Annotated in this window: 25 protein-coding genes; 12 read left to right on the forward strand and 13 right to left on the reverse strand. The window is 47.5% G+C overall.

Annotated features, from left to right (window positions below; all coding sequences use genetic code 11):
• Positions 1–12: 12 nt before the first annotated feature.
• Both RCH83_RS05940 and recQ read right to left on the reverse strand, forming a co-directional pair.
• Positions 13–306, reverse strand: coding sequence for a DUF3630 family protein (locus tag RCH83_RS05940; protein ID WP_306520015.1), 294 nt, complete (start codon positions 304–306; stop codon positions 13–15).
• Complete coding sequence (gene recQ, locus RCH83_RS05945; protein ID WP_306520017.1) at positions 306–2105, reverse strand: DNA helicase RecQ; 1800 nt, start codon at positions 2103–2105, stop codon at positions 306–308. Before recQ ends, RCH83_RS05940 begins: the two co-directional genes overlap by 1 nt.
• A 157-nt stretch (positions 2106–2262) precedes the next feature.
• Between recQ and RCH83_RS05950 the strand changes: the two genes are divergently transcribed.
• From RCH83_RS05950 to RCH83_RS05960, 3 genes are all read left to right on the forward strand, one after another.
• The gene (locus RCH83_RS05950) at positions 2263–2715 is read left to right on the forward strand and encodes a thioesterase family protein (protein WP_306520019.1); all 453 of its coding nucleotides are present in this window, start codon (positions 2263–2265) and stop codon (positions 2713–2715) included.
• A gap of 68 nt (positions 2716–2783) precedes the next feature.
• Positions 2784–3686, forward strand: a complete 903-nt coding sequence (gene rarD / locus RCH83_RS05955) for an EamA family transporter RarD (protein WP_306520021.1) — start codon at positions 2784–2786, stop codon at positions 3684–3686.
• An 80-nt stretch (positions 3687–3766) separates the two neighbouring features.
• Complete coding sequence (locus RCH83_RS05960; protein ID WP_306520023.1) at positions 3767–4033, forward strand: hypothetical protein; 267 nt, start codon at positions 3767–3769, stop codon at positions 4031–4033.
• A gap of 124 nt (positions 4034–4157) precedes the next feature.
• Here RCH83_RS05960 and recG read toward each other — a convergent pair whose 3' ends face one another.
• From recG to RCH83_RS06015, 11 genes are all read right to left on the reverse strand, one after another.
• A complete protein-coding gene (gene recG / locus RCH83_RS05965; protein ID WP_306520025.1) occupies positions 4158–6239 on the reverse strand; it encodes an ATP-dependent DNA helicase RecG in 2082 nt (693 codons plus the stop codon).
• Between the two features lie 139 nt (positions 6240–6378).
• Positions 6379–7146, reverse strand: coding sequence for an ABC transporter substrate-binding protein (locus RCH83_RS05970; RefSeq protein WP_306520027.1), 768 nt, complete (start codon positions 7144–7146; stop codon positions 6379–6381).
• Positions 7147–7185: 39 nt separating this feature from the next.
• On the reverse strand, positions 7186–8010 hold the full coding sequence (locus RCH83_RS05975; protein WP_306520029.1) for an ABC transporter substrate-binding protein: 825 nt from the start codon (positions 8008–8010) through the stop codon (positions 7186–7188).
• A gap of 83 nt (positions 8011–8093) precedes the next feature.
• Positions 8094–8486: a RidA family protein gene (locus tag RCH83_RS05980; RefSeq protein ID WP_306520031.1), complete on the reverse strand. Its 393-nt coding sequence runs from the start codon at positions 8484–8486 to the stop codon at positions 8094–8096.
• Positions 8487–8491: 5 nt separating this feature from the next.
• Complete coding sequence (spoT, locus tag RCH83_RS05985) at positions 8492–10621, reverse strand: bifunctional GTP diphosphokinase/guanosine-3',5'-bis pyrophosphate 3'-pyrophosphohydrolase (protein ID WP_306520033.1); 2130 nt, start codon at positions 10619–10621, stop codon at positions 8492–8494.
• A 176-nt stretch (positions 10622–10797) separates the two neighbouring features.
• The gene (gene rpoZ, locus RCH83_RS05990; RefSeq protein ID WP_306520034.1) at positions 10798–11073 is read right to left on the reverse strand and encodes a DNA-directed RNA polymerase subunit omega; all 276 of its coding nucleotides are present in this window, start codon (positions 11071–11073) and stop codon (positions 10798–10800) included.
• Between the two features lie 54 nt (positions 11074–11127).
• Positions 11128–11751 (reverse strand): guanylate kinase, encoded by a 624-nt coding sequence (gene gmk / locus RCH83_RS05995; RefSeq protein ID WP_306520036.1) that lies wholly within the window; start codon positions 11749–11751, stop codon positions 11128–11130.
• A 261-nt stretch (positions 11752–12012) separates the two neighbouring features.
• On the reverse strand, positions 12013–12498 hold the full coding sequence (locus RCH83_RS06000) for a DUF4442 domain-containing protein (RefSeq protein ID WP_306520038.1): 486 nt from the start codon (positions 12496–12498) through the stop codon (positions 12013–12015).
• A gap of 54 nt (positions 12499–12552) precedes the next feature.
• A complete protein-coding gene (locus RCH83_RS06005) occupies positions 12553–13119 on the reverse strand; it encodes a hypothetical protein (RefSeq protein WP_306520040.1) in 567 nt (188 codons plus the stop codon).
• A 378-nt stretch (positions 13120–13497) separates the two neighbouring features.
• A complete protein-coding gene (locus RCH83_RS06010) occupies positions 13498–13764 on the reverse strand; it encodes a hypothetical protein (RefSeq protein WP_306520041.1) in 267 nt (88 codons plus the stop codon).
• Positions 13764–15062, reverse strand: a complete 1299-nt coding sequence (locus tag RCH83_RS06015) for a motility associated factor glycosyltransferase family protein (RefSeq protein WP_306520043.1) — start codon at positions 15060–15062, stop codon at positions 13764–13766. Before RCH83_RS06015 ends, RCH83_RS06010 begins: the two co-directional genes overlap by 1 nt.
• A 329-nt stretch (positions 15063–15391) precedes the next feature.
• Between RCH83_RS06015 and RCH83_RS06020 the strand changes: the two genes are divergently transcribed.
• The 9 genes from RCH83_RS06020 (at position 15392) to RCH83_RS06060 (ending at position 23069) form a co-directional block, all read left to right on the forward strand.
• Entirely contained in the window at positions 15392–16228 is an 837-nt protein-coding gene (locus RCH83_RS06020) for a flagellin (RefSeq protein ID WP_306520045.1), read from the forward strand.
• Between the two features lie 57 nt (positions 16229–16285).
• Positions 16286–17575, forward strand: coding sequence for a flagellar filament capping protein FliD (fliD, locus tag RCH83_RS06025; protein WP_306520047.1), 1290 nt, complete (start codon positions 16286–16288; stop codon positions 17573–17575).
• 13 nt (positions 17576–17588) lie between these two features.
• A complete protein-coding gene (gene fliS / locus RCH83_RS06030; protein WP_306520049.1) occupies positions 17589–17978 on the forward strand; it encodes a flagellar export chaperone FliS in 390 nt (129 codons plus the stop codon).
• Positions 17979–18347: 369 nt separating this feature from the next.
• Complete coding sequence (locus RCH83_RS06035) at positions 18348–18671, forward strand: hypothetical protein (protein WP_306520051.1); 324 nt, start codon at positions 18348–18350, stop codon at positions 18669–18671.
• Complete coding sequence (locus tag RCH83_RS06040; protein ID WP_306520053.1) at positions 18671–20026, forward strand: flagellar hook-length control protein FliK; 1356 nt, start codon at positions 18671–18673, stop codon at positions 20024–20026. Before RCH83_RS06035 ends, RCH83_RS06040 begins: the two co-directional genes overlap by 1 nt.
• Before the next feature lie 27 nt (positions 20027–20053).
• A complete protein-coding gene (fliL, locus tag RCH83_RS06045; RefSeq protein WP_306520055.1) occupies positions 20054–20482 on the forward strand; it encodes a flagellar basal body-associated protein FliL in 429 nt (142 codons plus the stop codon).
• An 8-nt stretch (positions 20483–20490) separates the two neighbouring features.
• A complete protein-coding gene (locus RCH83_RS06050) occupies positions 20491–21210 on the forward strand; it encodes a FliA/WhiG family RNA polymerase sigma factor (RefSeq protein ID WP_306520057.1) in 720 nt (239 codons plus the stop codon).
• Positions 21211–21228: 18 nt separating this feature from the next.
• Positions 21229–22086, forward strand: coding sequence for a flagellar motor stator protein MotA (gene motA, locus RCH83_RS06055; protein WP_306520059.1), 858 nt, complete (start codon positions 21229–21231; stop codon positions 22084–22086).
• Positions 22086–23069 carry a flagellar motor protein MotB gene (locus tag RCH83_RS06060; protein ID WP_306520060.1) on the forward strand — a complete coding sequence of 328 codons (984 nt, stop codon included), beginning with the start codon at positions 22086–22088 and terminating at the stop codon, positions 23067–23069. The genes motA and RCH83_RS06060 overlap by 1 nt, the downstream gene beginning before the upstream one ends.

Consider the following 23069-nt stretch of genomic DNA (forward strand, 5'->3'; position numbering starts at 1 on the left):
CTCTGATTATGCTTAAGAGCTTCTGAGCAGGCTTGCCAAGTCTGACAGTAGCACAGCCGCTGTTGCGTTGTCAGCATCTACCCAGCAACTATCACTATAGTGTTCATAATGCAGCGCAAAAGCGGCATTGTGGAAATAAAAACGAATGTGCAACCAGTCCAGCCCTTGTTCGGCCTGAAGTTGGCTCAGCTGTGAGAATGATTTGAGCCAGCCGCTGAAAAACGGCAATAACAACTCTGGTGTCGGCAACTGTTGTTGTGGTTGTAATAACAAGAGTTCTGCCGATTCTTCTATGAAAAACTGCATCAGCTATCCAGATATTCTGCAATTAAATCAAGGAAATCATCACCATAACGGCTTAATTTGGTTTGACCAACACCGCTGATGGCTAAAAACTCAGTCTGGCTTTGTGGCATTTGTTGTGACATTTCAATCAGGGTGGCGTCGCTGAATACCACAAAAGGCGCCACATCATCACGCTCGGCAATTTGTTTACGCAAAGCTCTGAGTTTGCTGAATAAAACGCGGTCATAATCTTGTTTTTGCTGCACTTTACCGGCTTTGCTGCTGCTTTTGGCTGGTGCAAGGCGCGGCACCGCCAACGCCAGACTGCTTTCGCCCCTGAGCACAGGGCGGGCGGCAGGCAACAGTTTGAGTACTGAATGTTGGGTGATGTCCTGTTGCAACAAACCATAATGGATCAACTGGCGGAATACCGACAACCAATAGTCGTGGCTTTGCTCTTTGCCAATGCCAAAAGTAGAAAGTTTATCCTGACCCAGCTCCAGAATACGTTGATTCTGACTGCCTCTGAGCACATCAATCACATGGTGCATACCAAAACTCTGGCCGACCCGGTACACACAAGAAAGTGCTTTTTGTGCCAGCACAGTGCCGTCGAATTTTTTTGGTGGGTCGAGACAAATATCACAGTTGCCACACGCTGTTTGATTGGCTTCACCAAAATAATTCAGCAATACCAGCCGGCGACAGGTTTGTGCTTCGGCAAAAGCGGCCATAGCGTTAAAACGCTGCATAGTCACTTCGGCTCTGGCCTGATTTTCTTCAGCCATGATCCAGCTACGCATCCGGCTGATATCTGCAGGGTCTACCAGCATCACGGCTTCAGCGGCAACACCATCGCGGCCGGCCCGGCCGGTTTCCTGATAATAAGCTTCAATAGTACGGGGTAAATCGTAATGCACCACAAAACGGATATTGGGTTTATTCACCCCCATGCCAAAAGCCACAGTGGCCACTATCAGCTGCAAATGGTCACGTTTAAATTCGTCCTGCACTCTCATGCGTTGTTCGTTGCTTAAACCGGCATGATAAGCACCCACCGCAAAACCTTTGTTTTTCAGCTGCTCATACAGTTCATCTACTTTTTTGCGTGACGAACAATAGATAATACCGCTTTGATTTTCCTGCGTTTTTAACAGTGCAACCAATTGCTCAAAAGGGCGGAATTTTTCCTGCACCGTATAACGGATATTGGGTCTGTCAAAGCTGCTGATGCTGGTATACGGCTGCACTAATTTCAGCTGAGTACGGATATCCTGCTGCGTGGCAGGGTCGGCCGTTGCGGTCAGCGCCATTAAAGGCACCTGCGGAAAATGTTGTTTCAGCTGAGATAACGCTATGTAGTCGGGGCGAAAATCGTGGCCCCACTGCGACACACAATGGGCTTCGTCTATGGCAAATAAACTCACACCCACTTGCGACAGCCGCTGCAAAAACTGCGGTTGTAATAAACGTTCAGGTGCCACATACAACAGTTTTAACTGCTGAAAATGCAACTTCTGCAGTACATCGTCAGCCTGCTCGCGGCTTAAACTGCTGTTGATAAAATCGGCCGCTATGCCCATGGCCTGCAGACTATCGACCTGATCTTTCATCAAAGACATCAAAGGCGACACCACCACAGTGACACAAGGCAACAGCAAAGCCGGCAGCTGGTAACACATTGATTTACCGCCACCTGTTGGCATCAGCACAAAACTGTCCTGACCGGACAAAGCAGCACCAATAACCTCGGTCTGGCCAGGGCGGAATTCACTGTAGCCAAAATATTGTTTTAAGGTGTTGTGCAGTAAGTCGGTCAAGAAGCTATCCAAAGCGGAAAATGAAGCGGGCATTGTAATCAAAAGCGGCCTGACTGTCTGCTGTTGATGCAGCTTTGTCGCTGTCCTTTACATCTGGTCAGTCGCGTTTTATCTTGACTGCTCTTACCAGTTTCTTGCCAATATTTGGAGTTGTGCCATGTCGGCTGACGCTTTGTTGCCTTTTATCGCCGAAGTTTTTGACCAAATGCCTTTTAACCGTTTGTTGGGTTTAAAAGTCACGGGTTTTTCTGCAGATTTCGCCGAGGTACGTTTTGCTTTTAAACCTGAACTGGTGGGGAATCCGGTGCAACAAATTTTGCATGGTGGTGTGATTGCTTCGGTGCTCGACACTGTTGGCGGCATTATGGCTATTTCCAGCGCACTCAAACGCCTCGGACAAGTGGAACACGAAGTGTTGGTGGCAAAAATGGGCAAAATGAGCACCATTGATATGCGCAGTGATTATTTAAGACCGGGCCGCGGTCTGGAGTTTATTGCCACTGCTCAGGTGATCCGTTCTGGTAATAAAGTTTGTGTTTGCCGCATGGAGCTGCATAACGAACAAGGGGTGCATATTGCCCTTGGCACCGGCACTTATCTTGTAGGTTAAGATGCTATACACTGACGCCCTTTTCCAGCACCGGCACCTTGCCGGGTTCAGCGCCGGGGGCGCTTGTTATGCAGTTAAACCGCGAACAGAAAATTGGTGGCATTTTTGCTGCCAGTGCTTACACCTTGTGGGGCATAGCGCCACTTTATTTTAAAAACATCGATTTTGTTCCCGCGCTGGAAATTCTGCTGCACCGTATTGTCTGGTCGTTTTTATTGCTCGCCGTTATTTTAACTGTGATGAAACAATGGTCTTCGGTACAGGCGGTGTTTCAAAAACCAAAACTACTTGCCGCTATGCTGGGCACAGCTTTATTGCTGGCCGGTAACTGGGGTTTGTTTATCTGGGCGGTTAATAACGAACATATGCTGGAAGCCAGCCTGGGTTATTACATCAATCCGTTATTAAATATTCTGCTGGGCATGCTGTTTTTAGGCGAAAGGTTACGCAAATTACAATGGGCAGCAGTAGCGCTGGCGCTGACCGGCGTGCTTATTCAGCTGGCTTATTTTGGCTCTTTGCCCTGGGTGGCTTTGGTACTGGCCAGCAGTTTTGCACTTTATGGTTTATTCCGTAAAAAGCTGGCGGTAGAAGCGCTGAGTGGTTTATTTGTGGAGTCGTTATTATTAATGCCGCTGGCGCTGCTGTACTGGTGGCAGTTTGCCGATTCAACTTCTGCCAATATGCTGCAAAACAGTTTTAGCCTGAACTTATGGCTGGTGGCTGCCGGTGTGGTTACTACTGTGCCGCTTTTATGTTTTATTGCCGCCGCAAGGCGCTTACAACTGTCCACTATGGGCTTTTTCCAATATATAGGCCCAAGTTTTATGTTTGTGTTTGGTGTGTTTTTATATAACGAACCGCTGGACCCAAGCAAACTGGTGACTTTTGCCTTTATCTGGACCGCACTTTTAGTGTATTCCATGGACGCCGCCTGGCATATCAATAAAGGCCGCAAAGCGACTGTATAAGACAGTCGGCCCGTGTTGCGGATGTTGTCGGGAACAGTTGGGCCTTTGCATGCAGCTGTTTTTATAGTCGGAGAGCTCAGATGAAGTTATATATTGCCCTTGATATTTCAGACGATGATGTTGGCCTGAGCGAAGTGGCTGAACAATGTGGTTTTGATATACGTCATAGCGCTGTGCTGGACTTAACAGCACCAGTGGTGGCGCATTATCATGAAATCTATTGCCTGATGTTTGAACTGACGCTGAAAGAACCAGTTGTTGATGCTGGCATTTTGCTGGCTGAGCTGGAGCTGGTGTTGTCGCATCCTTCGGTGTCGACGGTGCGTAAACTGGGGCTGGAAATCTAAGTCAGTCTCAGGCTGTCAGACTCACAGCCAAAACCTAAAACCGTCCTTTATGCTTGTGGTTACAGTTGATAACTGAGCCAAACGTTGATCAGTGCGCCTGGCGTTTTTTAGCTGAACTCCGGGTTTAAGCCTGTGCATAAATATCTCTATAACCCAGCCAGCGGCGAATAAGCCCTTCAGCCGCCGTTTTGTCCAGTTGCCATAAACGTTGCGCCGCCTGCTGTGCCGCCGGGATCAGCAGCGCGTCGCGGCTTAAATCGGCAATACGATAACTGGCAAGGCCGGTCTGGCGGGTACCGAGTAATTCACCAGGGCCACGGATTTCCAAATCACGTTGCGCTATGACAAAACCGTCGTTACTTTCCCGAAGCACTGCTAATCTCGCTTGTGCTGTACCCGATAAAGGGGCGTGGTACAACAACAGGCAATGTGAAGCCACAGAACCACGGCCCACCCGGCCACGCAGCTGATGCAATTGCGCCAGGCCAAGCCGCTCCGGGTTTTCAATAATCATCAGACTGGCGTTGGGCACATCAACTCCCACTTCAATCACAGTAGTGGCCACCAATAAATGAATGTCACCTGCGGCAAAAGCCTGCATCACAGCTTGTTTTTCGCTGCTTTTTAACCGGCCATGCACTAAACCAATGCGTAAGTCCGGTAAAGCTGCTGCCAGTTCAGCCGCGGTATTTTCAGCTGCCTGGCACTGCAATACATCAGATTCATCAATCAGGGTGCAGACCCAATAAGCCTGCCGGCCTTGTTGTTTCACCACTTGTTCAACACGGCTGACCACTTCAGCACGGCGGCTGTCGGGCAATACCACAGTGGTGACAGGAGTACGGCCTGGCGGTAATTCGTCGATGACTGAAGTGTCTAAATCGGCATAAGCTGTCATGGCCAAAGTGCGTGGAATAGGGGTGGCTGTCATCACCAGCTGATGTGGATACAAACCACTCTGGCTGCCTTTTTCTCTGAGCTCCAGCCGCTGATGTACCCCAAATCTGTGTTGTTCATCGATGATCACCAGCGCCAGCCTGGCAAACTGCACCTGCTGCTGAAACAGCGCATGAGTGCCTATCACCAGCTGTGCTGTGCCATTCGCCATAGCGGCAAGTTCGGCATCACGGGCTTTGCCTTTGGTTTTGCCTCCCAGCCAGGCCACCTGAATACCTAAAGGTTCAAACCAACGGCGAAAAGTACCGGCATGTTGTTCGGCCAATAACTCAGTGGGCGCCATTAACGCCACCTGGGCACCGGCGGCAATCACAGGTAAAGCGGCTAAGGCCGCCACCAGAGTTTTGCCTGAGCCTACATCCCCTTGCACCAGCCGCAGCATAGGTTCGTTTTTGCCAAGGTCGTGCAGAATATCCGCTACTACTCTTTGCTGCGCCGCTGTTGGGTGAAAAGCCAAAGTGGCTAAAAAAGCCGGTGTTATTTTTGTATCAGCTGCAAAAGCAAGGGCTTGTTGGCTGCGGCACTGACTGCGTAGCTGCAACATACTCAGCTGCTGTGCCACCAGCTCTTCAAAAATCAGCCGTTGTTGCGCCGGATGTTGGCCTGCTTCTAACAGCTGCAACGAAGCGTCCGGTGGCGGCCGGTGTAAATAGGAAAGGGCCTGGGTTAAAGACCAGGCCTGAGGCGGCAATACCGGTGCTAAAAACTCTTCCGGGTGGCAACGCCTGAGCTCAATCAATGCCTGATCGGTCAGGTTACGCCAGCTGGCCTGTTTTAAACCTTCAGTGGTGGGGTAAACCGGGGTCAGGGTTTCCGCTACTTCCAGCGGGCCTTGGTCTTTGACCACTTTATATTCGGGGTGCAGCATTTCTACACCACGCATACCTCTTTTGACTTCACCAAAACAACGCAGCCTGACACCTGGTGTGACAGCATTTTTTTGCGCCGCGCTAAAGTGAAAAAACCGCAAAGTGATACTGCCAGTGCCATCTTGCAACACCACCACCCAACTGCGTCTTTTGCCAAAAGTGATGTCGCTGCTGACGACTTCACCTTGCACTGACACTTGTTGTGCCGGCCATAAATCTTTGATGGCACAAATACGGGTGCGGTCTTCATAACGCAGCGGCAGATGGAATAATAAATCCTGCACCGAAACTATACCCAGTTTGGCCAGCAGCTCTGCTGTTTTGGCGCCGACACCTTTGACTTCGGCGATGGCCAGATTTGCCAGTAAAGTTCGTTGCAAAATCAATGTCCTGACAGGAAGATACCAAAACGCATCATACCGAATTGTGTTTAAAAGCGCATTGCTTCGCTGTGTTAGCTTTTTGTCCGGATGTTACAACAGGTTTTTTTGTTTGTGTCTGACTTACAGTCACACTGTGTTAGTCCGGATAAAAGTGCGTTTGTTTTTGCGCTACCATCAGCTGTAATTGCTGGCTGATTTGATGATGCAAAACAAAATGAGGACTGGTGCGCGACAATGCCAGATGGTTATGTTGGCTTTTATCTTTGGGTAATTGCCAGTTATTCAGGCCGAGTTTGTGTTGTAACCGTGGGTTGTTTTTTAGTGCATTTAAGGTGATTTGTTGTGGCCCTGCGACCAGATCCACATCGCCATAATGCAGTAACGCCAGAGCCTGCTCCAGATCTGCGGCTTTTTTTATTTTGGCTTGTTGCTGCGCAACAATAGTTAAAAAATGCCTGCTGTAATGTCTTGTGGTATCAATAGCAATGGTTAAGCCTGCTAAGTCACTGTTTTTTCTTATTTTATTGGCATCTGCTTTGCGGCTGAATAAAGTTTCGGCGCGGGCTTCGTCAAAGGGCAATAACAACATAAAAGGTTCACGGGATTCAGACCACAACAAACCTGTCATTAAGTCTGTTTTGCCTTGTTGCATCAGTTTCAGACAACGGGCAACCGGGGTTGGCGGGCTGAATTTCAGGGTAAAACCACTTTGTCTGGCCAGTTGTTGCATCATGTCCACAACCGGACCTGTAGGTTGTTGGTGTGGTAAATAATTCTGGCGCGGCGGCAGATGGTCAAGGCACCATTCAAGTTCAGGTTGTTGGGCCAACAACAAGGCTGGCCACCACAACAATAAACTGCAAAGCAGCATGTTTAACAGGCCAGGGGAAAAAGGGTAAAGCATATTTCAGCTCCTGTTGGCTGAGCCAGCACAGTTCTGATACTAAGGGCTTTGCAGCGGTTCGCGGCCACTCACCAGATATTGTTGTTCAGTATTACCGTCCGGCAATTGATAAAGCCGGTCAACGGTGCCGTCCTCTTTCATTAATGCCACTGCCTGCTCTATCTGGTCTTTTAAATACAAGTGCTTACTTTTTCTGGATAAGCCAATGTTGATATATCTGGGCTGGCCAAACTTGAAAGTTAAGGCCGCTTTTCGAAACTGGAAATGCAAAGATGGGGTATTGCGGATCACTTCAAGTGAACTTTGGGTTGGCACTATCAGGCCATCTACCCGGCCTTTACGTAATAATTCAAACCCTGCTTCAATGCTATCTACTTCAATATGCTGTTCTTTTTGGTTTTTAATCAGCGCCATTAAGGTAGGGTTGTAAATATAGTTACGTACTGTCACCAGGATCAGCGGGCTGAGTTGGCTGATTTGATCAATTAAACGCAAATCGTTTTTGCGCAAATATAAAGATTCGGGAATGGTTTCGTTATAAGGAAACAAATACATCAGTCTGGCACGTTCTTCAGTGAAGTTCAGATTGATCATTAAATCGGCTTCACCTGTGCCCATCTGGCGGAAACAACGTGCTATCGGCGTTTCCGGGCTGTAGCTGAGTTCAAAACCTACTCTGCGGGCCAGTTCCTGCATCACAACAACAGAAGGACCTGTTGGTAAACCCCGTCCTTTAAACTCATGAAACCGTGGGAAATGATCAAGGCACCAGTGCAACACCGGTTTTTTAACCACAGGCTCAGCCACAGCGCTTTGCAGCAACTGTGATATGAGCAAAAACAAAACCAACGTAGTTTTTTGCATCAAATTCTGTCCTGCCGGCACTGCCTCTGCGCAGTGCCTGTGTTGTCAGTGTTGCAGCGAACCAGCAGCAAGGCAGACTAGCTTTAGTTGGTCGATGGCACTTCCATAACACCATCAATTTCAATTTGGGCACCACGGGGTAAAGCACTAACCTGCACTGCAGCACGTGCTGGGTAAGGTGCAGTAAAATGCCGGGCCATAATTTCATTCACTGTGGCAAATTTGCTTAAGTCAGTCAGGAAAATATTTACTTTAACCATATCGTTCATACTGCCACCGGCAGCCTGACAAACGGCACTCAGGTTCTGAAACACTTGCTCTGCCTGCTCGGCAAAATCTTCCGATACCATTTGCATCACGCCAGGCACCAGCGGAATTTGGCCGGATAAATACACTGTGGTACCAATTTTGACGGCCTGGCTGTAAGTGCCAATGGCTGCAGGGGCTTTATCGGTACTGATGATCACTTTTGACATAAGAGTTATTTCCTTCGATAAACTTTCAGCACATCCGGAGTCACCCGGATTTTGCGCATTACATTGGCCAGATGCACCCGGTCGCGGACCGACAAGGTGATTTTAATCACATAGTCACCGGTGTCGCGATCGTCAGTGGATAAGTCCTGAATATTAGAGTCCAGGCTGGCGATAACAGTGGTTAGTTTGGCCAGCATGCCTTGTTTGTTCACGATAAAGACGCGGATATCACAGAGAAATTGTTTGTCACCGGTTTTATCCCAGCGTACCGGAAAATATTTGCCCGGCTCTTTTTCCCAACCACGGATATTACGACACTCTGAGCGGTGCACGTTTAAACCTTTACCCGGCGATGCACTGGCTGCTATTGGGTCACCCGGAATGGGTCTGCAACATTTGGCAAAAGTGGTCAACATACCTTCAGAGCCAACAATAAAGGCTTTGGGCTTGGCAGGCAGCACTTCATCCACATTATTGCTTTCGTCAAATTCACCGAGCAACCTGCGGGCAACAGCGATAGGCAGCTGATTACCAAGGCCTATATCGATAAAAAGTTCATCCAGTGTTTTTTGTTTGCTGTTTTGCAGCACCTGTTCAATACGGTCTGCGGCAATAGATTCCAGCGGCACTTCACCCAAAGCTGAAGTCAGCAGCCTTTTACCCAGCGCAATGGCTTCGCTTTGTTCTTGTTTTTTAAGGAAATTGCGGATGCCCATAATGGCGCGGCTGGTGACAACATAGTTCAGCCAGTTGGCATTGGGTTTACCACCTGTGCTGGTGATAATTTCCACCGTCTGGCCGGTTTCCAGCGCTTTGGTCAGTGGGTAAGGTTTGCGATCAACCCGCACCCCAACACATTTATTGCCGATATCTGTATGGACGGCATAAGCAAAATCAACGGCATTGGCACCAATAGGCAACTCGACAATTTTGCCTTTGGGCGTAAACACATAAAGCTCGTCCGGATACAGTTCAGATTTAACGTTTTCGACAAACTCGTAGGTATTGCCAGCACTTTGCTGAATTTCCAGCAAACTTTGCATCCATCGTCTGGCACGGATTTGCGCTGTGGTATCCCCTTGTTCACCGGATTTTTTGTACATCCAGTGCGCGGCAATACCGTTGTCGGCCATTTCATCCATTTCGCGGGTGCGCATCTGGATTTCCACCGGAATACCATGAGGGCCAACCAAAGAGGTATGCAGCGACTGGTAACCGTTTTGTTTAGGGATGGCAATGTAATCTTTAAAACGGATTTCAATAGGTTTATACAGGTTATGCACCACACCCAGCACGCGGTAACAGGAGTCGACACTGTCGACCAAAACGCGAAACCCATAAATATCCATCACATCGTTAAACATCAGCTCTTTGCTTTTCATCTTGCGATAGATGCTGTACAGGTGTTTTTCACGGCCTGACACTTCGGCAGTGATGCCGGCGTTACGGATGCGGGATTCAATTTCAGTCTGAATTTTTTCAATCACTTCTCTTCTGTTACCGCGGGCTTGTTTCACCGCAGTTTCCAGCGCCCGGTAACGCATTGGGTATAAAGCACGAAAACCCCAGTTTTCCAGCTCATTTTTAATGTTGTGAATACCCAGGCGATTGGCGATAGGAGCGTATAGTTCAAGAGTTTCTTTGGCGATGCGGCGGCGTTTTTCTGGTTTTAACGCGCCTATGGTGCGCATGTTATGCGTGCGATCTGCAAGTTTAATCAGAATAACGCGGATGTCCTGCGTCATGGCCATAAACATTTTTTGCAGGTTGGTAACTTCAAACTCTTTGATATCTTTAAATTTAACTTTATCGAGTTTGGAAACGCCCTGTACCAGCTCGGCCACTGTTTCGCCAAAACGGGCGGCTAAATCTTCTCTGCTGTATTCAGTGTCTTCGATCACATCATGCAGCAAGGCCGCCATCAGGGTTTCGTGATCCATGCGCATATCGGCCAGAATACTGGTGACTGCAACAGGATGGGTAATATAAGGTTCACCACTGGAGCGGGTTTGTGGGGCATGTGCGTCCCGCGCCAGTACATAAGCCTGTTGCACCAGGGCAACCTGCTCAGCGGGCAAATACGCACTGATCTGTTGTTTCAGACCTTCAAATAAATACACTGCAATCAGCTCCATATCGGGAAATCACTTTGATTCCCGCTATCTGCATAAAATATACGTGGATTTTTCGGGCTTGCCAACGGGAGAACAGGGTTACAGGAAAAGAACGATGGGGGCGCTGACAAAACAACACCCCGGCATCATTGCCGCCGGGGCTGAACCTTCTGCCTGATGCAGAAGGTTTGGAGATATTACTGCTCGGTGCCGATGATAGCGGCAACAGCAGCCATTTCTGAAGCTTCTTGTTGCAGCTGGTCACGACGCTCTTGCTGATCAAGGATGGCGGCAGTGATAAAACCTTTTTCGATTTCTCTTAATGCAACAACTGTTGATTTATCGTTCTCGATATCAACCATTGCTTCTTTGCCTTCAACTGATAATTGGCGGGCGCGACGCGCTGCAACCAGGATCAGATCAAAACGGTTACCAATTTTATTTACTGCATCTTCAACTGTTACGCGAGCCATTTACCACTCCGGTATTCAAATTCTGACAAGACCGCATAGTCTACGCTATTTCGGTTAATTCGCCAACAGGTCCGTCAGCAAAGCCTGCTGCCGCTGTTGTTGTTTCTGCAAAGTTAAGCGGTGACTCAGAACCACATGCTGTAACTCGGCCAGGCATTGCTGGAAGTCGGCGTTCACCAGCACATAGTCGTATTCCACCACATGGCTGATTTCACTTTTTGCTTGTTGCATGCGTTTTTGGATCACTTCCTGAGCATCCTGACCGCGCTGATTCAGTCGTCGTTCCAGCTCAGCGACACTGGGTGGCAGAATAAAAATGCTGCGTACCGACGGCACCTGCTGTTTAATTTGCCTCGCACCTTGCCAATCAATATCCAGAAATACGTCACGGCCTTTTGCCAGCACTTGTTCAATAGCACGCCGGGACGTGCCGTAATAATTACCAAAAACTTCGGCCCATTCCAGAAATTCACCTTGTTCGATTAATGTTTTGAATTCATCAACTGAAATAAAATGGTAATGCACACCGTCACTTTCGCCGGGTCTGGGCGCACGGGTTGTGTGAGAAACACTTAATTGCATATCGTCGTGTTGACCCAATAACGCATGAATTAAACTGGATTTGCCAGCGCCGCTTGGGGCCGACAAAATAAACAGGTTGCCTGGTAGATGCTGCATAACGAAGCCTGAACTAAAGAGAAAGTTTGAATTTTACGTCTGTGCTGCCGATGCTGCAAACTTTTAACAACATAGGTTGGTGTTGTCAGTATCACGGCAGCTTGAGGCTGCTGCCAAGATTTTCGGACTGTTGAACCAGGGCTGATGTTGTCCTGAAAAATGCAACCTGACTGGTGACGGCTTTTTGCTTAAACACAACCACTGTTGCACCGGCAGTGGCGGTGATGTCGGAAGAAACAACACCGCCGGGAATAAGCAGGTTTAGCGGTTTTTGACGGTTGCTTTGATAGATAAGGTGAGTTTAAACCTGGCCATATGTTCATCACCATGCAATGAGGGGCAGGTGACATTGACACTGACAGTTTTGTTAACGCGTTGGCCGCTTTGTAGAGACTCATCAATCATAGTGTCGATCAAAGCACCATCATCACTGGTAAACCAAACTTCAGCTTCCGGGCGTTTTAAAAACTCGCCCTGTACGTCCTTAAAAGCAAAATTTGCATTCACGCCCCGGGCTTTGGCTTTACTGAACACTAAAAACGCACCCGCCAGATCGGCGCCAATGGCCAACGCACCAAAATAAATACTGCCCAGATGGTTTTTAGTGCGCCAGCCGTGAGGGATGCTGACAGTCAGGCTATGTTCACTGATATGACGGATTTTGGGCGAGCAAAAACCAATCAATGGTATATAACGCCAGCCGAACCACCAAAGTTCGCGGTTTGCCTGTTTTAAGTTGATTGCCATTCGCTTGCTTGTCTCCGCTCATGATGTTGCTCCGTTGCAACTGGTCGGAGCTTATCATTGCGTTCGCTGGTCAGACAAGATCTGACTGCGCAGTTGTTGCCACTGCTTTTCAAAGCGACGTTGTGCTTTTTGTCTGTTGTTCACACATTCAACAATTTGCGACGTTTGTTGTACACCATAACAGGATCTGGGTTCCTGATAATATTTCAGCCATTCCGCCAGTTGCCGGCCTTGATAAGGAGCTCTGACTTCAACGGCTGACGCAAAAAACTGGCGTGCCGACATTGGCGCGTCCGCAGCTATGTTGCTGACGTATTCATAAGGTCGTCTTTTAACAGGAAAAATGCGATTTTTGGTGCCCGGGGCAGGGCTGGTAATAGGTTTGACACAATGGTGATAAATCTGTTGTGACAGGCTTTGTTCAGCGGCTTTTAGTGCATCGGCATTTTTTAAACTAAAACCACGCCTTTGCGTGTCTCTGTTGCCATCCAGTTCTTTTTGCATCTGGTAACACTGTTTTTCACTGAACTGCTCTACTGCCGGTAAATTGGCAACAAACAACATAATTAACACCAATAAACCTGCTTGTCCTGCAATAAGTACTGCGGTTGATGTGTTCATCACAGCTCCTTGTGACTTTTTGGTGAAGAATGAGTAATAAAAATAGCTCATGCAGCTGTGTGTCTATACAGTTTTTATGCTGATGTGGTCGTGAAAACGCCTCATCATGAATAACAATCTGAACGTTAAAGAAAAATTCTGAGGTTTGCTGATGAGAAACTTTATTTGTCAGAAAAATATCAACTGCAGTTGCCGTTATTGGCTGATTCATTGGCCTTCTTGAAGGTAAATTCAGATGAAAACCGGCGGAACTAAACAGCTAAAATGACTGCTGCAGCAGTTCAATAAGGGGCTGCTTCTCTCAAGCAGGCAAAGCGCGACAGAGCTGTTGTAGCTGAGCCGCAAATGTTATTGAAGAAGTATGATAAAAAACAGGAATTAACTGCAAAGTTGCAGCAATTCCTGTAATTCGTATTCCAGATAGTCGGCCAGTGCCAGCCAATCCTGGCGTTGTTGGCAATCTAAACACTGACCCAGGATCTGTTGCAGCAGCTTGATATGTTGTGGTTGTGAAGATGGGAAAATAACGATCAGCGTATTGACCATTGTGGCCATATCCAAAGCCGCCTGGGTGTTTTTACCAAGACGAAATTGCAGCGCAAGCTGTCTGGCCTGGTTGCTGCAGTCTGTTAAGGTGTTCATCATCAGCTCAACCCCGGGTAATCAGTGGTGCCGTCAATAAAAGCACCAGCTTTGGATGTATTGTAAAAAGTTACAGCAGGATGCCGCCTGATATAACGTTCTAAACCAATCAGGTAAGTCATAAAGTTAGGCAGTGTGGGTACTTTTTCACCATAAAAATTCATCACCCACTCTGTTGCCTGTTGGTATGGAATGCCAATTTCACCGTCCTGCCAGCTGGCATGGGTTTTGTTGTGACTAAAAGCAAAATCAGCGCCAAAAAACACCACTTCAGTTGCGCCCATTTGTACAGCCAAATCTGTGGCCGGGTGGATCACACTGCCGTGCATAAACAACCTGGCTGCAGTGAGTTGGTTGCGAATGGTGGCAAACATCTGGCTTTCATTCATGGCGACATAACGTTTGCCCGGGAAACCAGTAAGAATTTCCGTGCTTGTCATCGGGAAATACACCAGTTTGCATTCAGATGGTAGTTGCGCTGTCGGCAAATGGCGATTATTGACCAGATAATCCACTGTCACCACTATATCCGGTACTATCTGTTTTGATAACAAAGCCTTAACTGCAGTATCTACACTTATAATCACCGGTGGAGTTGGTCGCTTGCGGCAGTTTTGCAGGAATTGATAATGTTGCTCCAGTGATGGGCCTGCTGCAATCACAAAGGCCTGTTGCCCGGTTTGCAGGCTCTGAAAGAGTTGTTGCACTTGGTTATCTTGTTGCCAATAGCGCCGGTTGTGTTGCAGGCGTGGTAGCAGAGGTTCAATAGTTGTAGCCAGTCGCCCGGAAACATTATTTATTTCAAGTTCGCTGCTCAAACGATGGCGGATTTTGCGGTTGTAATCACTGACCAACACCAGTTCGGATGGCAAAACCACATAAGGAGGCTGTAGTTCTTTATCATCGCCGGCCATGGCTAAATGCACCCTTGGGTCCTCTAACCAGCCTGTTTGATCCACGAGTTGCAGCACCAGTGAAAATACTGCTTCGTTCATTATTCTGATTTGTAACCCCATCAGGGATGGTTGGCGCAACAGTACCTGTTGCAGATCCCCAAGCCCTGTACCGTACAGTGTTACATATTGTTGCCCTTGAACCTGCGTCGCTTGTTGTTGTGCTTCCTGCTGACGATCGTGCCTGCTGGTAAGCTGAATACCATCAACAACTAAGGTTGAATCTTTACCTTCTGCCAGCGCGACCTCAAGTTGGCAAGGGTTGCTTGTCAGCTCATCGAGCCGCGAAGCCAATAATGGCCAGCGCTCTCTGATCACTTTTATGTTGTGTTGATAGCAGTCGTTCATCAGCTTTTTTCTCTTTGATCATGCCCGGTTGTCAGCCCGCATTTTGTCCGAGTGTATCAGTTTCTGCCCTTATTGCAGTGCGTAACAAGAACGCTTTTCAGCTAAAAAGTTTGCCGCGGCATTGGTTGCCTGCTGTTATTTTTTGCGAAACTGGCTGCATTATTTTTATTCATTTGAATAAATATCGGTTTAACTTATTGAATTTATGATGTTTTTAAGTGTGCTAAGTCTGTTTTAAGACAATTTCTAAAAAAAACTAAAAATTAATTTCAGTTTCTAAGCTGCGGCGTCGCTCTAAGTTTATGAGCATCATTTCAGGAGAACTCACAATGGCTTTATCAATTCAATCAAACGCAGCAGCAACCGTTATCCGCAATCAGTTAAATCGTACTAATGAAGGTTTAGGTGTTGCTTTAGAACGTTTAGGTTCAGGTTTTCGTATTAACTCAGCAAAAGATGATGCTGCAGGTTTACAAATCGCTACGCGTTTGAACGCTCAGCTTGTGGGTCAGGAAACTGCCATGAGCAACGCCGCCAACGCGAACTCGATGTTAAAAACCGCGGAAGGTGCTTTTGATGAAATGACCAATATTGGTTTCCGGATGAAAGAACTGGCAACCCAGGCCGCAAACGGTACCAACTCTACCAGTGAATACACTGCATTAAGCAATGAGTTTATTGCATTACAAGACGAATTAACCAACATCATGGCAAACACTGCTTATGGTGCAGGTACAAATCTGTTTGCTGCCGGTGGTAAATTTACTGCTGCAGTGACTTTCCAGATTGGTGCTTCAACTGCTGAAACCCTGGCTGTGGATATCAGCGCCGATATTACTGCTGTTGACGCCTCTGTAGCTGCATTTGCTGCTATTACTGACTTTGCAACAGCACAAACTGCAATGACGGCTGTAGACACCCTGTTAACAGATGTGGGTGCTGCCCGTGCTTCTCTCGGTTCTTATATGAACCGTTTGGACCACACTATCAATAACCTGAGCAACATGGCGGAAAACACTGATGCTGCAAAAGGTATGCTGATGGATGCCGACTTCGCGAAAGAAACATCTAATATGACTAAACAACAACTGCTGATGAACTCTGGTATTTCTGTATTAACTACAGCCAATACCACAACTCAAATGGTTGCTCAGCTGTTACGTTAATCATAAATCCGGGAGCCGGACCTTGGTTCGGCTCTTTGTTTTTTGCAGGAATACATTATGGCATTTTCCAGTATTGACCCCGCGTACCTCGCTCAGCAGTACACTCAAATTGAGCGGGCTGGCAAAGATGGTGTGTTAAAAGCACAACAAAACAGGTTTACAACCCTGCTGGCGTCTTATAAAAAACTGGAAACTTCGCTAGGCAGCATGAGAGATCTGCTGACAGGTTTTACCACTAATAACGAATTACTCAGCAATACCGCCACAACAAGTGTTGATACGGTATTGGGCGTAACGGCTGGCAGCACAGCTGTTGCCGGAAATTATGAAATTTTTGTACAACAGCTGGCACAGAACCATCAGCTGTCTCTGGCCTTTAACAGCGCCGACTTGTTACCGACAGATGGTCAGTTTGAACTCACTGTGGCAGGCGATTCTTTTGCGGTTGATTTATCAACTCTGGATGCCGGTTCTGATATCTCAGATTTGGCAACGGCTATCAATAATGCAGCTGACAACAGTGGTGTGCAGGCGACTGTGATGCGAAGCGGCGCCCAGTCTTATTTGTTGTTAACCAGCAAAGATTCCGGTGCGGCCAATACTATCAGCCTCAATTTTGTGCCTGGTGTTGATAATTCCGGTGCTGATATCACTGCTGCAGTTGCCGGGGCAACTGAGTTAAAAACCGCACAAGACGCCATTATTAAAGTCGGTGCGCAAAACCCAATTACAGTCACATCTGCATCCAATTCGCTGACCGATGTCATTGATGGTGTTACTCTTGATTTAAAACAAGCGCAGGCATTGGCTGACCAGCCAGTCAAAATTAGTATCCAGCAAGACCCCAAAGCTGTTGAAGAAAAACTGAAAAAATTTGTTGATAACTACAATGCTTTGGTGAAACAAATCAGTAGTGATGACGGTTTAAATACCGACAGTATGGCGCGCAGTATCAGCAATCAAATGCGGCAGTCATTCCAGCAATTGTATGATGGCACTCCGTTAACCTCTATTGGCATTAAGTTTGACAAGAATGGTGTGTTATCTATTGATTCTGCCAAAATGCAACAAGCCTTAGCAGATGACCCAGCCAAAATCGAAAAAATGTTGGTATCCGATACCGGCTTTTTCAGTGGCATGCAAGATCGGCTTGAACCCTATACTCAGCGTTTTGGTTTGATGACAGACAAACAAAAAACCTTGCAAGCCAGTCTGGATCTGGTCACAAAAAATCAAAAACGCCATGATTATTCGATGGATCTGGTCTACAAAAGGTATTTAGCGCAGTTTACACAAATGCAGGTCACGATAGCGCAGCTGGAAAGCTCGATGTCGAACTTCGGATAACAGAGGTTTTTTTATGTTGGATTTTGCACAAGGTTATCAGGCCTACCAGAACACCAGTGTGAATGTAAAAGCATCAGGCGCTGATATTCACAGTTTGGTTTTGATGTTGTTTGATGGTTTTCTCGATGAACTGGCCAGAGTTGAAGGCCATATCGAAGCTAAACGTTATGATAAAAAAGCTCAGGGTATTGAAAAACTGCTGAAAATTCTGGGCGGGTTAGACGCGTCGCTGGATCAGGAGAAAGGTGGTGAAGTTGCAGTGAATATGCACCTTTTGTATGAGTTCTGCGGTCAGGAAATTTTAAAAGCCAGCTTAAAAAACAGCGTTGAAATGTTAGCACCGGTGCGTGCAGTGATGACGGATTTGCAACAGGGCTGGCAAGGACTGTTAGCCCGGAGTTAGTTCAGCGTCAATTTTTCTCTTTGTATCAAATAGCCGGGCCTGCTGCCCGGCTTTTTTGTGTCTTTTTACCGGTCACACTTTTGCAAAATATCTCTGCTTTTGTTGGTGACAACAAACGACAACAAACGACAACAAACGACATCAGACTGCAGGACTGACAGCATTTGTTGGGGCAAGAGGACGCAGCATTGTGAACTTCTGTTGTGTTTGGGCTGTGATGAGGGGAAGCAACAGTCAGGGTTCCGCTATTGCGGAAGTTTTCCTTCCTCCTTTAAGCATTTTGTTCATTTAAATTTGTTTTATTTCATATGGTTATGTTGTGGAACGTTTATTGCTTCATCGGTAGATTCAATCCCATCAGGTGTACTCATGCCGCAACAGTCAAGCCGCTTAAATGGTCAAATCCAGCAGTTGCAGCAGTTGCTTGTACAAATGCAACAAGCAGTAGACGCTGCAAAATGGTTGCAGGTACAGGCATTTGACCGGCAAATAACTGCGCTGGTGCAGCAACTCAGTCAGCATGGGTCAGATGTGCGGATTAAAACAGAACTTGAGGCATTAAAACTGAATTATCAGCACATGATTCAGCAAGCTAAACAGCAACAACTGGAGCTGGAGCAAAAGATGAAAGAATTTAATGATAACAAGGCTGGTGTGTTGGCATATCAGCAAACGACACAGAGTCGAAGCTGATGTTGCCGCTTAGTGTGAACACTAAAGCTCCGTTGCCTGGCACAGCTACCAGTGCAAACCTTGTGTTGCCGGGGCAAGCTGAGCCAGTTGATGATCAGGCTGATCAATCAGGTCAGCAGTCATCGGCTTATGGTATGGATTTGACGCTGTTATTGCAGCAGCCTTATCCTGCTGATATTGCTGACCCATTACAGACACCGCTATTACCACAGAGTGCTGCGCCGGACCCGACAGATACTGAAGTATCCCAAATTGTTGAAAGTACAGGCCTTGCAGAGCTTGTTGCAACCGCCTTACCAGTCAGCCAATCAAAAGTTTCGCCCTTTGCTTACAGCCAGAGTCAGTCACTGCATATCAATAGTTTTGTGACTAATATGGCGGGCGCCAGCTTGTCGCCGCCGCCATCTTTAGCGGAAATTACCGAAAGTGACCTGGTAAAACCGCAGATTTCACCGCAGTTGCAGGCTTTTTTGGTGAATAGCACTAAGGCTGGCGGCGATGTTGCAAATTCTAATCCCGGTCTTTTGGCGACACAGTTGCAAAACGTTGCTCCATTGCCAGTGCAGGTAACAGCAACGGCTATCCCTGCACAACAAGGTCTGCTATCGCCATTGCCTGGTCCATCCCCAACGACTGAGCAGAGAGATCAGACACTGTTGGCAGCTGCGACCCGGTTGCAGCAACCAAAAGTTATGCCTGAAGTTTTCACTGCAACATCAGCTGGCAAAATCAGTTCCCCTTTGGCAGCTGCAGTGTTTTCGCAGCAACAGCCTATCGCATTTAATAGTCCTCAGTCAGCACCTGGTCTGGCGTTGCCTTTTTCCACTTTCCCGTCCGGTATTGAAGCAAATCCGGTAGTTGCACAGCAGTCCGTTGTATTGAGTCATAGCGGGCAAAATACCCAGCATCAATGGCAATCTGAACCTATGCCGGCCGATCCGGTCCGTTTTGGCCAAAGGTTGCTTTCTTTGCTGAGTGACAAGGTGGATGTGCAGCTTGGGCTGGGAGTCAACCGTGCGGTGATCAGATTAGATCCACCCGCTTTGGGCAGTATTGATCTGAGTATTCAGCTCGAAGGCGAGAAGTTAACAGTGCAGCTCAACAGTAGTAACGGTCAGCTAAAAGAAGCAATGCAGCAAGGGTTGGAGTTATTGCGCAGTAATCTGCAGCACAAACTGGGTGCGGATACCCAGATAGAACTCAGAATGGGGCCAGATAATCAGTCTCAGCAGCAGCGTGAACGTCAGCCGCAGTCGGGTGATGAAATTGCAGCTAATATTGCCGGTGTAGAGCAAGCAGAAAACCCGGATATTGCTTTGTCTGCAACAACGGGTTTAGTCAATCAACTGGTTTAATGCCTTAAGGCGTAAAGGAAAATACAGATGCAAAAATTGGTGTGGCTGCTTTTAACTTTGTTGGTTGGTGGTGCAGGTGGTGCCTATTATTGGTTTCAAACAAATTTTAATCAGCAAAAAGAAGAAGTGCTGAGTGTGCAGCCGTTATTTCATCCGATGGAAAAATTTGTCATGAGTGTGGCAAGCGACCCCAATTCCAGATATCTGGTGCTGGAATTGACTTTGGTCAGCCACAAAGCCAGTACCATTGAAGCTTTAAAAGAAGCAACGCCCTTGTTGCGTAACGTGCTGGTGGAACATTTTGCGACCACCAGTCATATGGAAGTGAAGGTTGCCATGCAGCAGGTGGCACAGGTGCAGCAAGAAATACTGGTGAAATTTAATAAAGCGCTGGAAGAAAACAAGTACGAACACCAATTAGATAAGGTGCTGATCACTAATATGTTTATTCAGTAAGGTGAAGCATGTTGGCAGAGCATCAATGGTCAGACGCAGAGCAACAATGTAGCGGCACTCAGGCGGTCAGCAATGAAAATGAGCTGCTGCAGAAGTACAGCATTCTGGTCAAGCGTGCTGCGGCGCATCTGCGCAGCTTATCGGGTCCTATGGTTGATAGCGACGACCTGCTGCAGGTTGGCTTATTAGGTTTGTTGTCTGCCATTCGTCGTTATGGGCGTGAACCTGATGAGTTTTTTGAAGCTTATGCTTTTAAAAGAGTGCGCGGTGCCATGCTTGATGAGTTCAGGCGCACCGACTGGCGGGCCAGGCAACAACGGCAGCAGGCTCATCAGTTTCGTGATGCCAGCCGGGAGTTAATGCGGCAGCTCGGCAGGGCGCCGACTCATGAAGAACTGAGTCTGCATCTGGGTATTGATAATGTCAGGCTGCATGAATTGATGTATCTGGATCAGGCCGAATCGATGGAGAGTCTGGATACGCTGCTGGAGCAACAACAGCACGCCGAATTGGGGGAAACCTCCTTGTCCGGGCTTGAACTGAAAATGTCACTTAAAAAAGCGATGGCTGACTTGCCGGAGCGCAACAAGTTGCTGTTGCACCTCTATTACAGCCATGAATTGAACATGAAAGAAATCGCGCTGGTGCTGGAGCTGACCGAGTCCAGAGTGTGTCAACTGCACAAGCAGTCCATCGAGATGCTGAACAAAAAACTGTCACAGTGGTAACAGAGTAGGGCTAAGGCAATGCAAAGAATAGTTGGATTGATAGTGGTGCTGGCTGCGGTGATCGGAGGTTTTATGATCGCCGGTGGTAACCCGGCAATGTTATGGCAACCCGCTGAATTTGTTGTTATTTTTGGTGCAGCTGTTGGAGCTTTAATTATTGGCAACAGCAAATATGTGCTCAAAGATATGCTGCAGCAGATTAAGGCACAGTTTGTGGCACAACCCGATCAGGCACAGTTATACAAAGAATTATTGTTGCTGATGTACCAGTTACTGGAAACCATTCGCAGCAAAGGTTTTCGTGAACTGGAAGATCATGTCGAAAACCCGGAAACCAGCTCTATTTTTATTTCTTACCCTGCAGTGCTGGCAAATCCGGATTTATTGATGTTTGTCTGCGACAACCTGCGTTTAATCAGTATGACAAAAAGTGCGCCACACGATTTAGATGCCACCCTGGAGCAGGAAATTATTCATATTGAAGATCAGCATCTTAAGCCGAGTCACTCTTTACATACCATTGCTGAGGCTATGCCTGGTTTTGGTATTTTGGCGGCGGTAGGTGGCATTATCATCACTATGCAACATCTGGACGGCCCGCTGACCAGCATTGGTTACCATGTGGCCGCAGCACTGGTGGGGACTTTTATTGGTATTTTCGGTTGTTATTGTTTGTTTGAACCATTAAGCACCGCTATGGAATCTCATGTGAAAAAGAAAGTTGCCGTACTGGAATGTGTAAGGGCCATGCTGGTGGCACACATGAAAGGTCATGTGGCTGTGATTGCGACTGATTGTGGTCGTAAATTGATCAATGAAGAAATTAAACCTTCTTTCACTGAAATGGAAAACTGGATTAATAACAAGGCGGCCTGATGAACGAAACAGCACCAGTCATTATCCGCCGTTCGGCGCGACGGGGGAACGGAGAAAAAAGCAGCGGTGCCTGGAAAGTCGCGTTTGCCGATTTTACCTTGGCCATGATGGCTTTTTTTATGGTGTTGTGGATCCTTGAAGTTTCTACCGTCAAAGAGCGGGTCAAAGTTGCGACTTTTATGCGGACCCAGTCGATTCTCGGTGGACACACCGACCCATTTGATACTGTGAACAGCCCTTATCCGGTCGACCTTGGCGGCACCCCGTCGCCGGTGCAGATGGAAGTATCCAACCATGAACCGCAGCAAACTTATGTTGCTGGCATGTCGGCTCACCTCGAAGTGCCGGAAGGTAAAAGGGAACCTGCAGCAGGTCAGGGAGATAAACTCAGTTCGCTGATTAGCGGGCAATATGATACGCCACCAGATTTAAGCATTCTGGCCCAGGCGTTTCGTGAATTTGCTGAAACAAACAAAGCAGACGCCAATCTGATGGTGGAGCAGATCCCTGCCGGCTTAAGAGTCATTATCCGCGACAGTGAAAACAGACAGATGTTTATGCGGGGTCAGGTGGAGATGACACCTTATTTTGAAGATCTGCTACTGAAGTTGGGCCCTGTATTTAGCAAAATTCAGAATAAGTTGTTGTTATCCGGCCATACCGATGGCACCAGCTTTAACAGCAGTCAGTACAGCAACTGGGAGCTTTCAGGTGACAGGGCGTTACAAGCCCGGCAGGTGCTGGCGGCTGGTGGTATGCCACCGGAGCGTATCGCTCAGGTCAGTGCTTTTGCTGAAACTATGTTACTGAATAAAACTGCGCCGGGAGCCAGCGAAAATCGTCGTATTGAATTATTGATCCTGACCAAAAAAGCAGAACAACAGTTGTTGGATATGTTCTCTTCCGAAAAAGAAAACAACGCACTGGATGAGGCGGCTGAAGCTGCCCGCAAAAACGAGCCTGTGCTCAGAACTAAATCTTAG

The organism is Rheinheimera sp. (assembly GCF_030824435.1).
Lineage (GTDB): Bacteria > Pseudomonadota > Gammaproteobacteria > Enterobacterales > Alteromonadaceae > Pararheinheimera.

Coding starts and splice junctions, on each gene's coding strand:
- RCH83_RS05940 (WP_306520015.1), bottom strand. CDS start 306: ATGCAGTTTTTCATAGAAGAATCGGCAGAACTCTTGTTATTACAACCA.
- RCH83_RS05950 (WP_306520019.1), top strand. CDS start 2,263: ATGTCGGCTGACGCTTTGTTGCCTTTTATCGCCGAAGTTTTTGACCAA.
- rarD (WP_306520021.1), top strand. CDS start 2,784: ATGCAGTTAAACCGCGAACAGAAAATTGGTGGCATTTTTGCTGCCAGT.
- RCH83_RS05960 (WP_306520023.1), top strand. CDS start 3,767: ATGAAGTTATATATTGCCCTTGATATTTCAGACGATGATGTTGGCCTG.
- RCH83_RS05970 (WP_306520027.1), bottom strand. CDS start 7,146: ATGCTTTACCCTTTTTCCCCTGGCCTGTTAAACATGCTGCTTTGCAGT.
- RCH83_RS05975 (WP_306520029.1), bottom strand. CDS start 8,010: ATGCAAAAAACTACGTTGGTTTTGTTTTTGCTCATATCACAGTTGCTG.
- RCH83_RS05980 (WP_306520031.1), bottom strand. CDS start 8,486: ATGTCAAAAGTGATCATCAGTACCGATAAAGCCCCTGCAGCCATTGGC.
- spoT (WP_306520033.1), bottom strand. CDS start 10,621: ATGGAGCTGATTGCAGTGTATTTATTTGAAGGTCTGAAACAACAGATC.
- rpoZ (WP_306520034.1), bottom strand. CDS start 11,073: ATGGCTCGCGTAACAGTTGAAGATGCAGTAAATAAAATTGGTAACCGT.
- gmk (WP_306520036.1), bottom strand. CDS start 11,751: ATGCAGCATCTACCAGGCAACCTGTTTATTTTGTCGGCCCCAAGCGGC.
- RCH83_RS06000 (WP_306520038.1), bottom strand. CDS start 12,498: ATGGCAATCAACTTAAAACAGGCAAACCGCGAACTTTGGTGGTTCGGC.
- RCH83_RS06005 (WP_306520040.1), bottom strand. CDS start 13,119: ATGAACACATCAACCGCAGTACTTATTGCAGGACAAGCAGGTTTATTG.
- RCH83_RS06010 (WP_306520041.1), bottom strand. CDS start 13,764: ATGATGAACACCTTAACAGACTGCAGCAACCAGGCCAGACAGCTTGCG.
- RCH83_RS06015 (WP_306520043.1), bottom strand. CDS start 15,062: ATGAACGACTGCTATCAACACAACATAAAAGTGATCAGAGAGCGCTGG.
- RCH83_RS06020 (WP_306520045.1), top strand. CDS start 15,392: ATGGCTTTATCAATTCAATCAAACGCAGCAGCAACCGTTATCCGCAAT.
- fliD (WP_306520047.1), top strand. CDS start 16,286: ATGGCATTTTCCAGTATTGACCCCGCGTACCTCGCTCAGCAGTACACT.
- fliS (WP_306520049.1), top strand. CDS start 17,589: ATGTTGGATTTTGCACAAGGTTATCAGGCCTACCAGAACACCAGTGTG.
- RCH83_RS06035 (WP_306520051.1), top strand. CDS start 18,348: ATGCCGCAACAGTCAAGCCGCTTAAATGGTCAAATCCAGCAGTTGCAG.
- RCH83_RS06040 (WP_306520053.1), top strand. CDS start 18,671: ATGTTGCCGCTTAGTGTGAACACTAAAGCTCCGTTGCCTGGCACAGCT.
- fliL (WP_306520055.1), top strand. CDS start 20,054: ATGCAAAAATTGGTGTGGCTGCTTTTAACTTTGTTGGTTGGTGGTGCA.
- RCH83_RS06050 (WP_306520057.1), top strand. CDS start 20,491: ATGTTGGCAGAGCATCAATGGTCAGACGCAGAGCAACAATGTAGCGGC.
- motA (WP_306520059.1), top strand. CDS start 21,229: ATGCAAAGAATAGTTGGATTGATAGTGGTGCTGGCTGCGGTGATCGGA.
- RCH83_RS06060 (WP_306520060.1), top strand. CDS start 22,086: ATGAACGAAACAGCACCAGTCATTATCCGCCGTTCGGCGCGACGGGGG.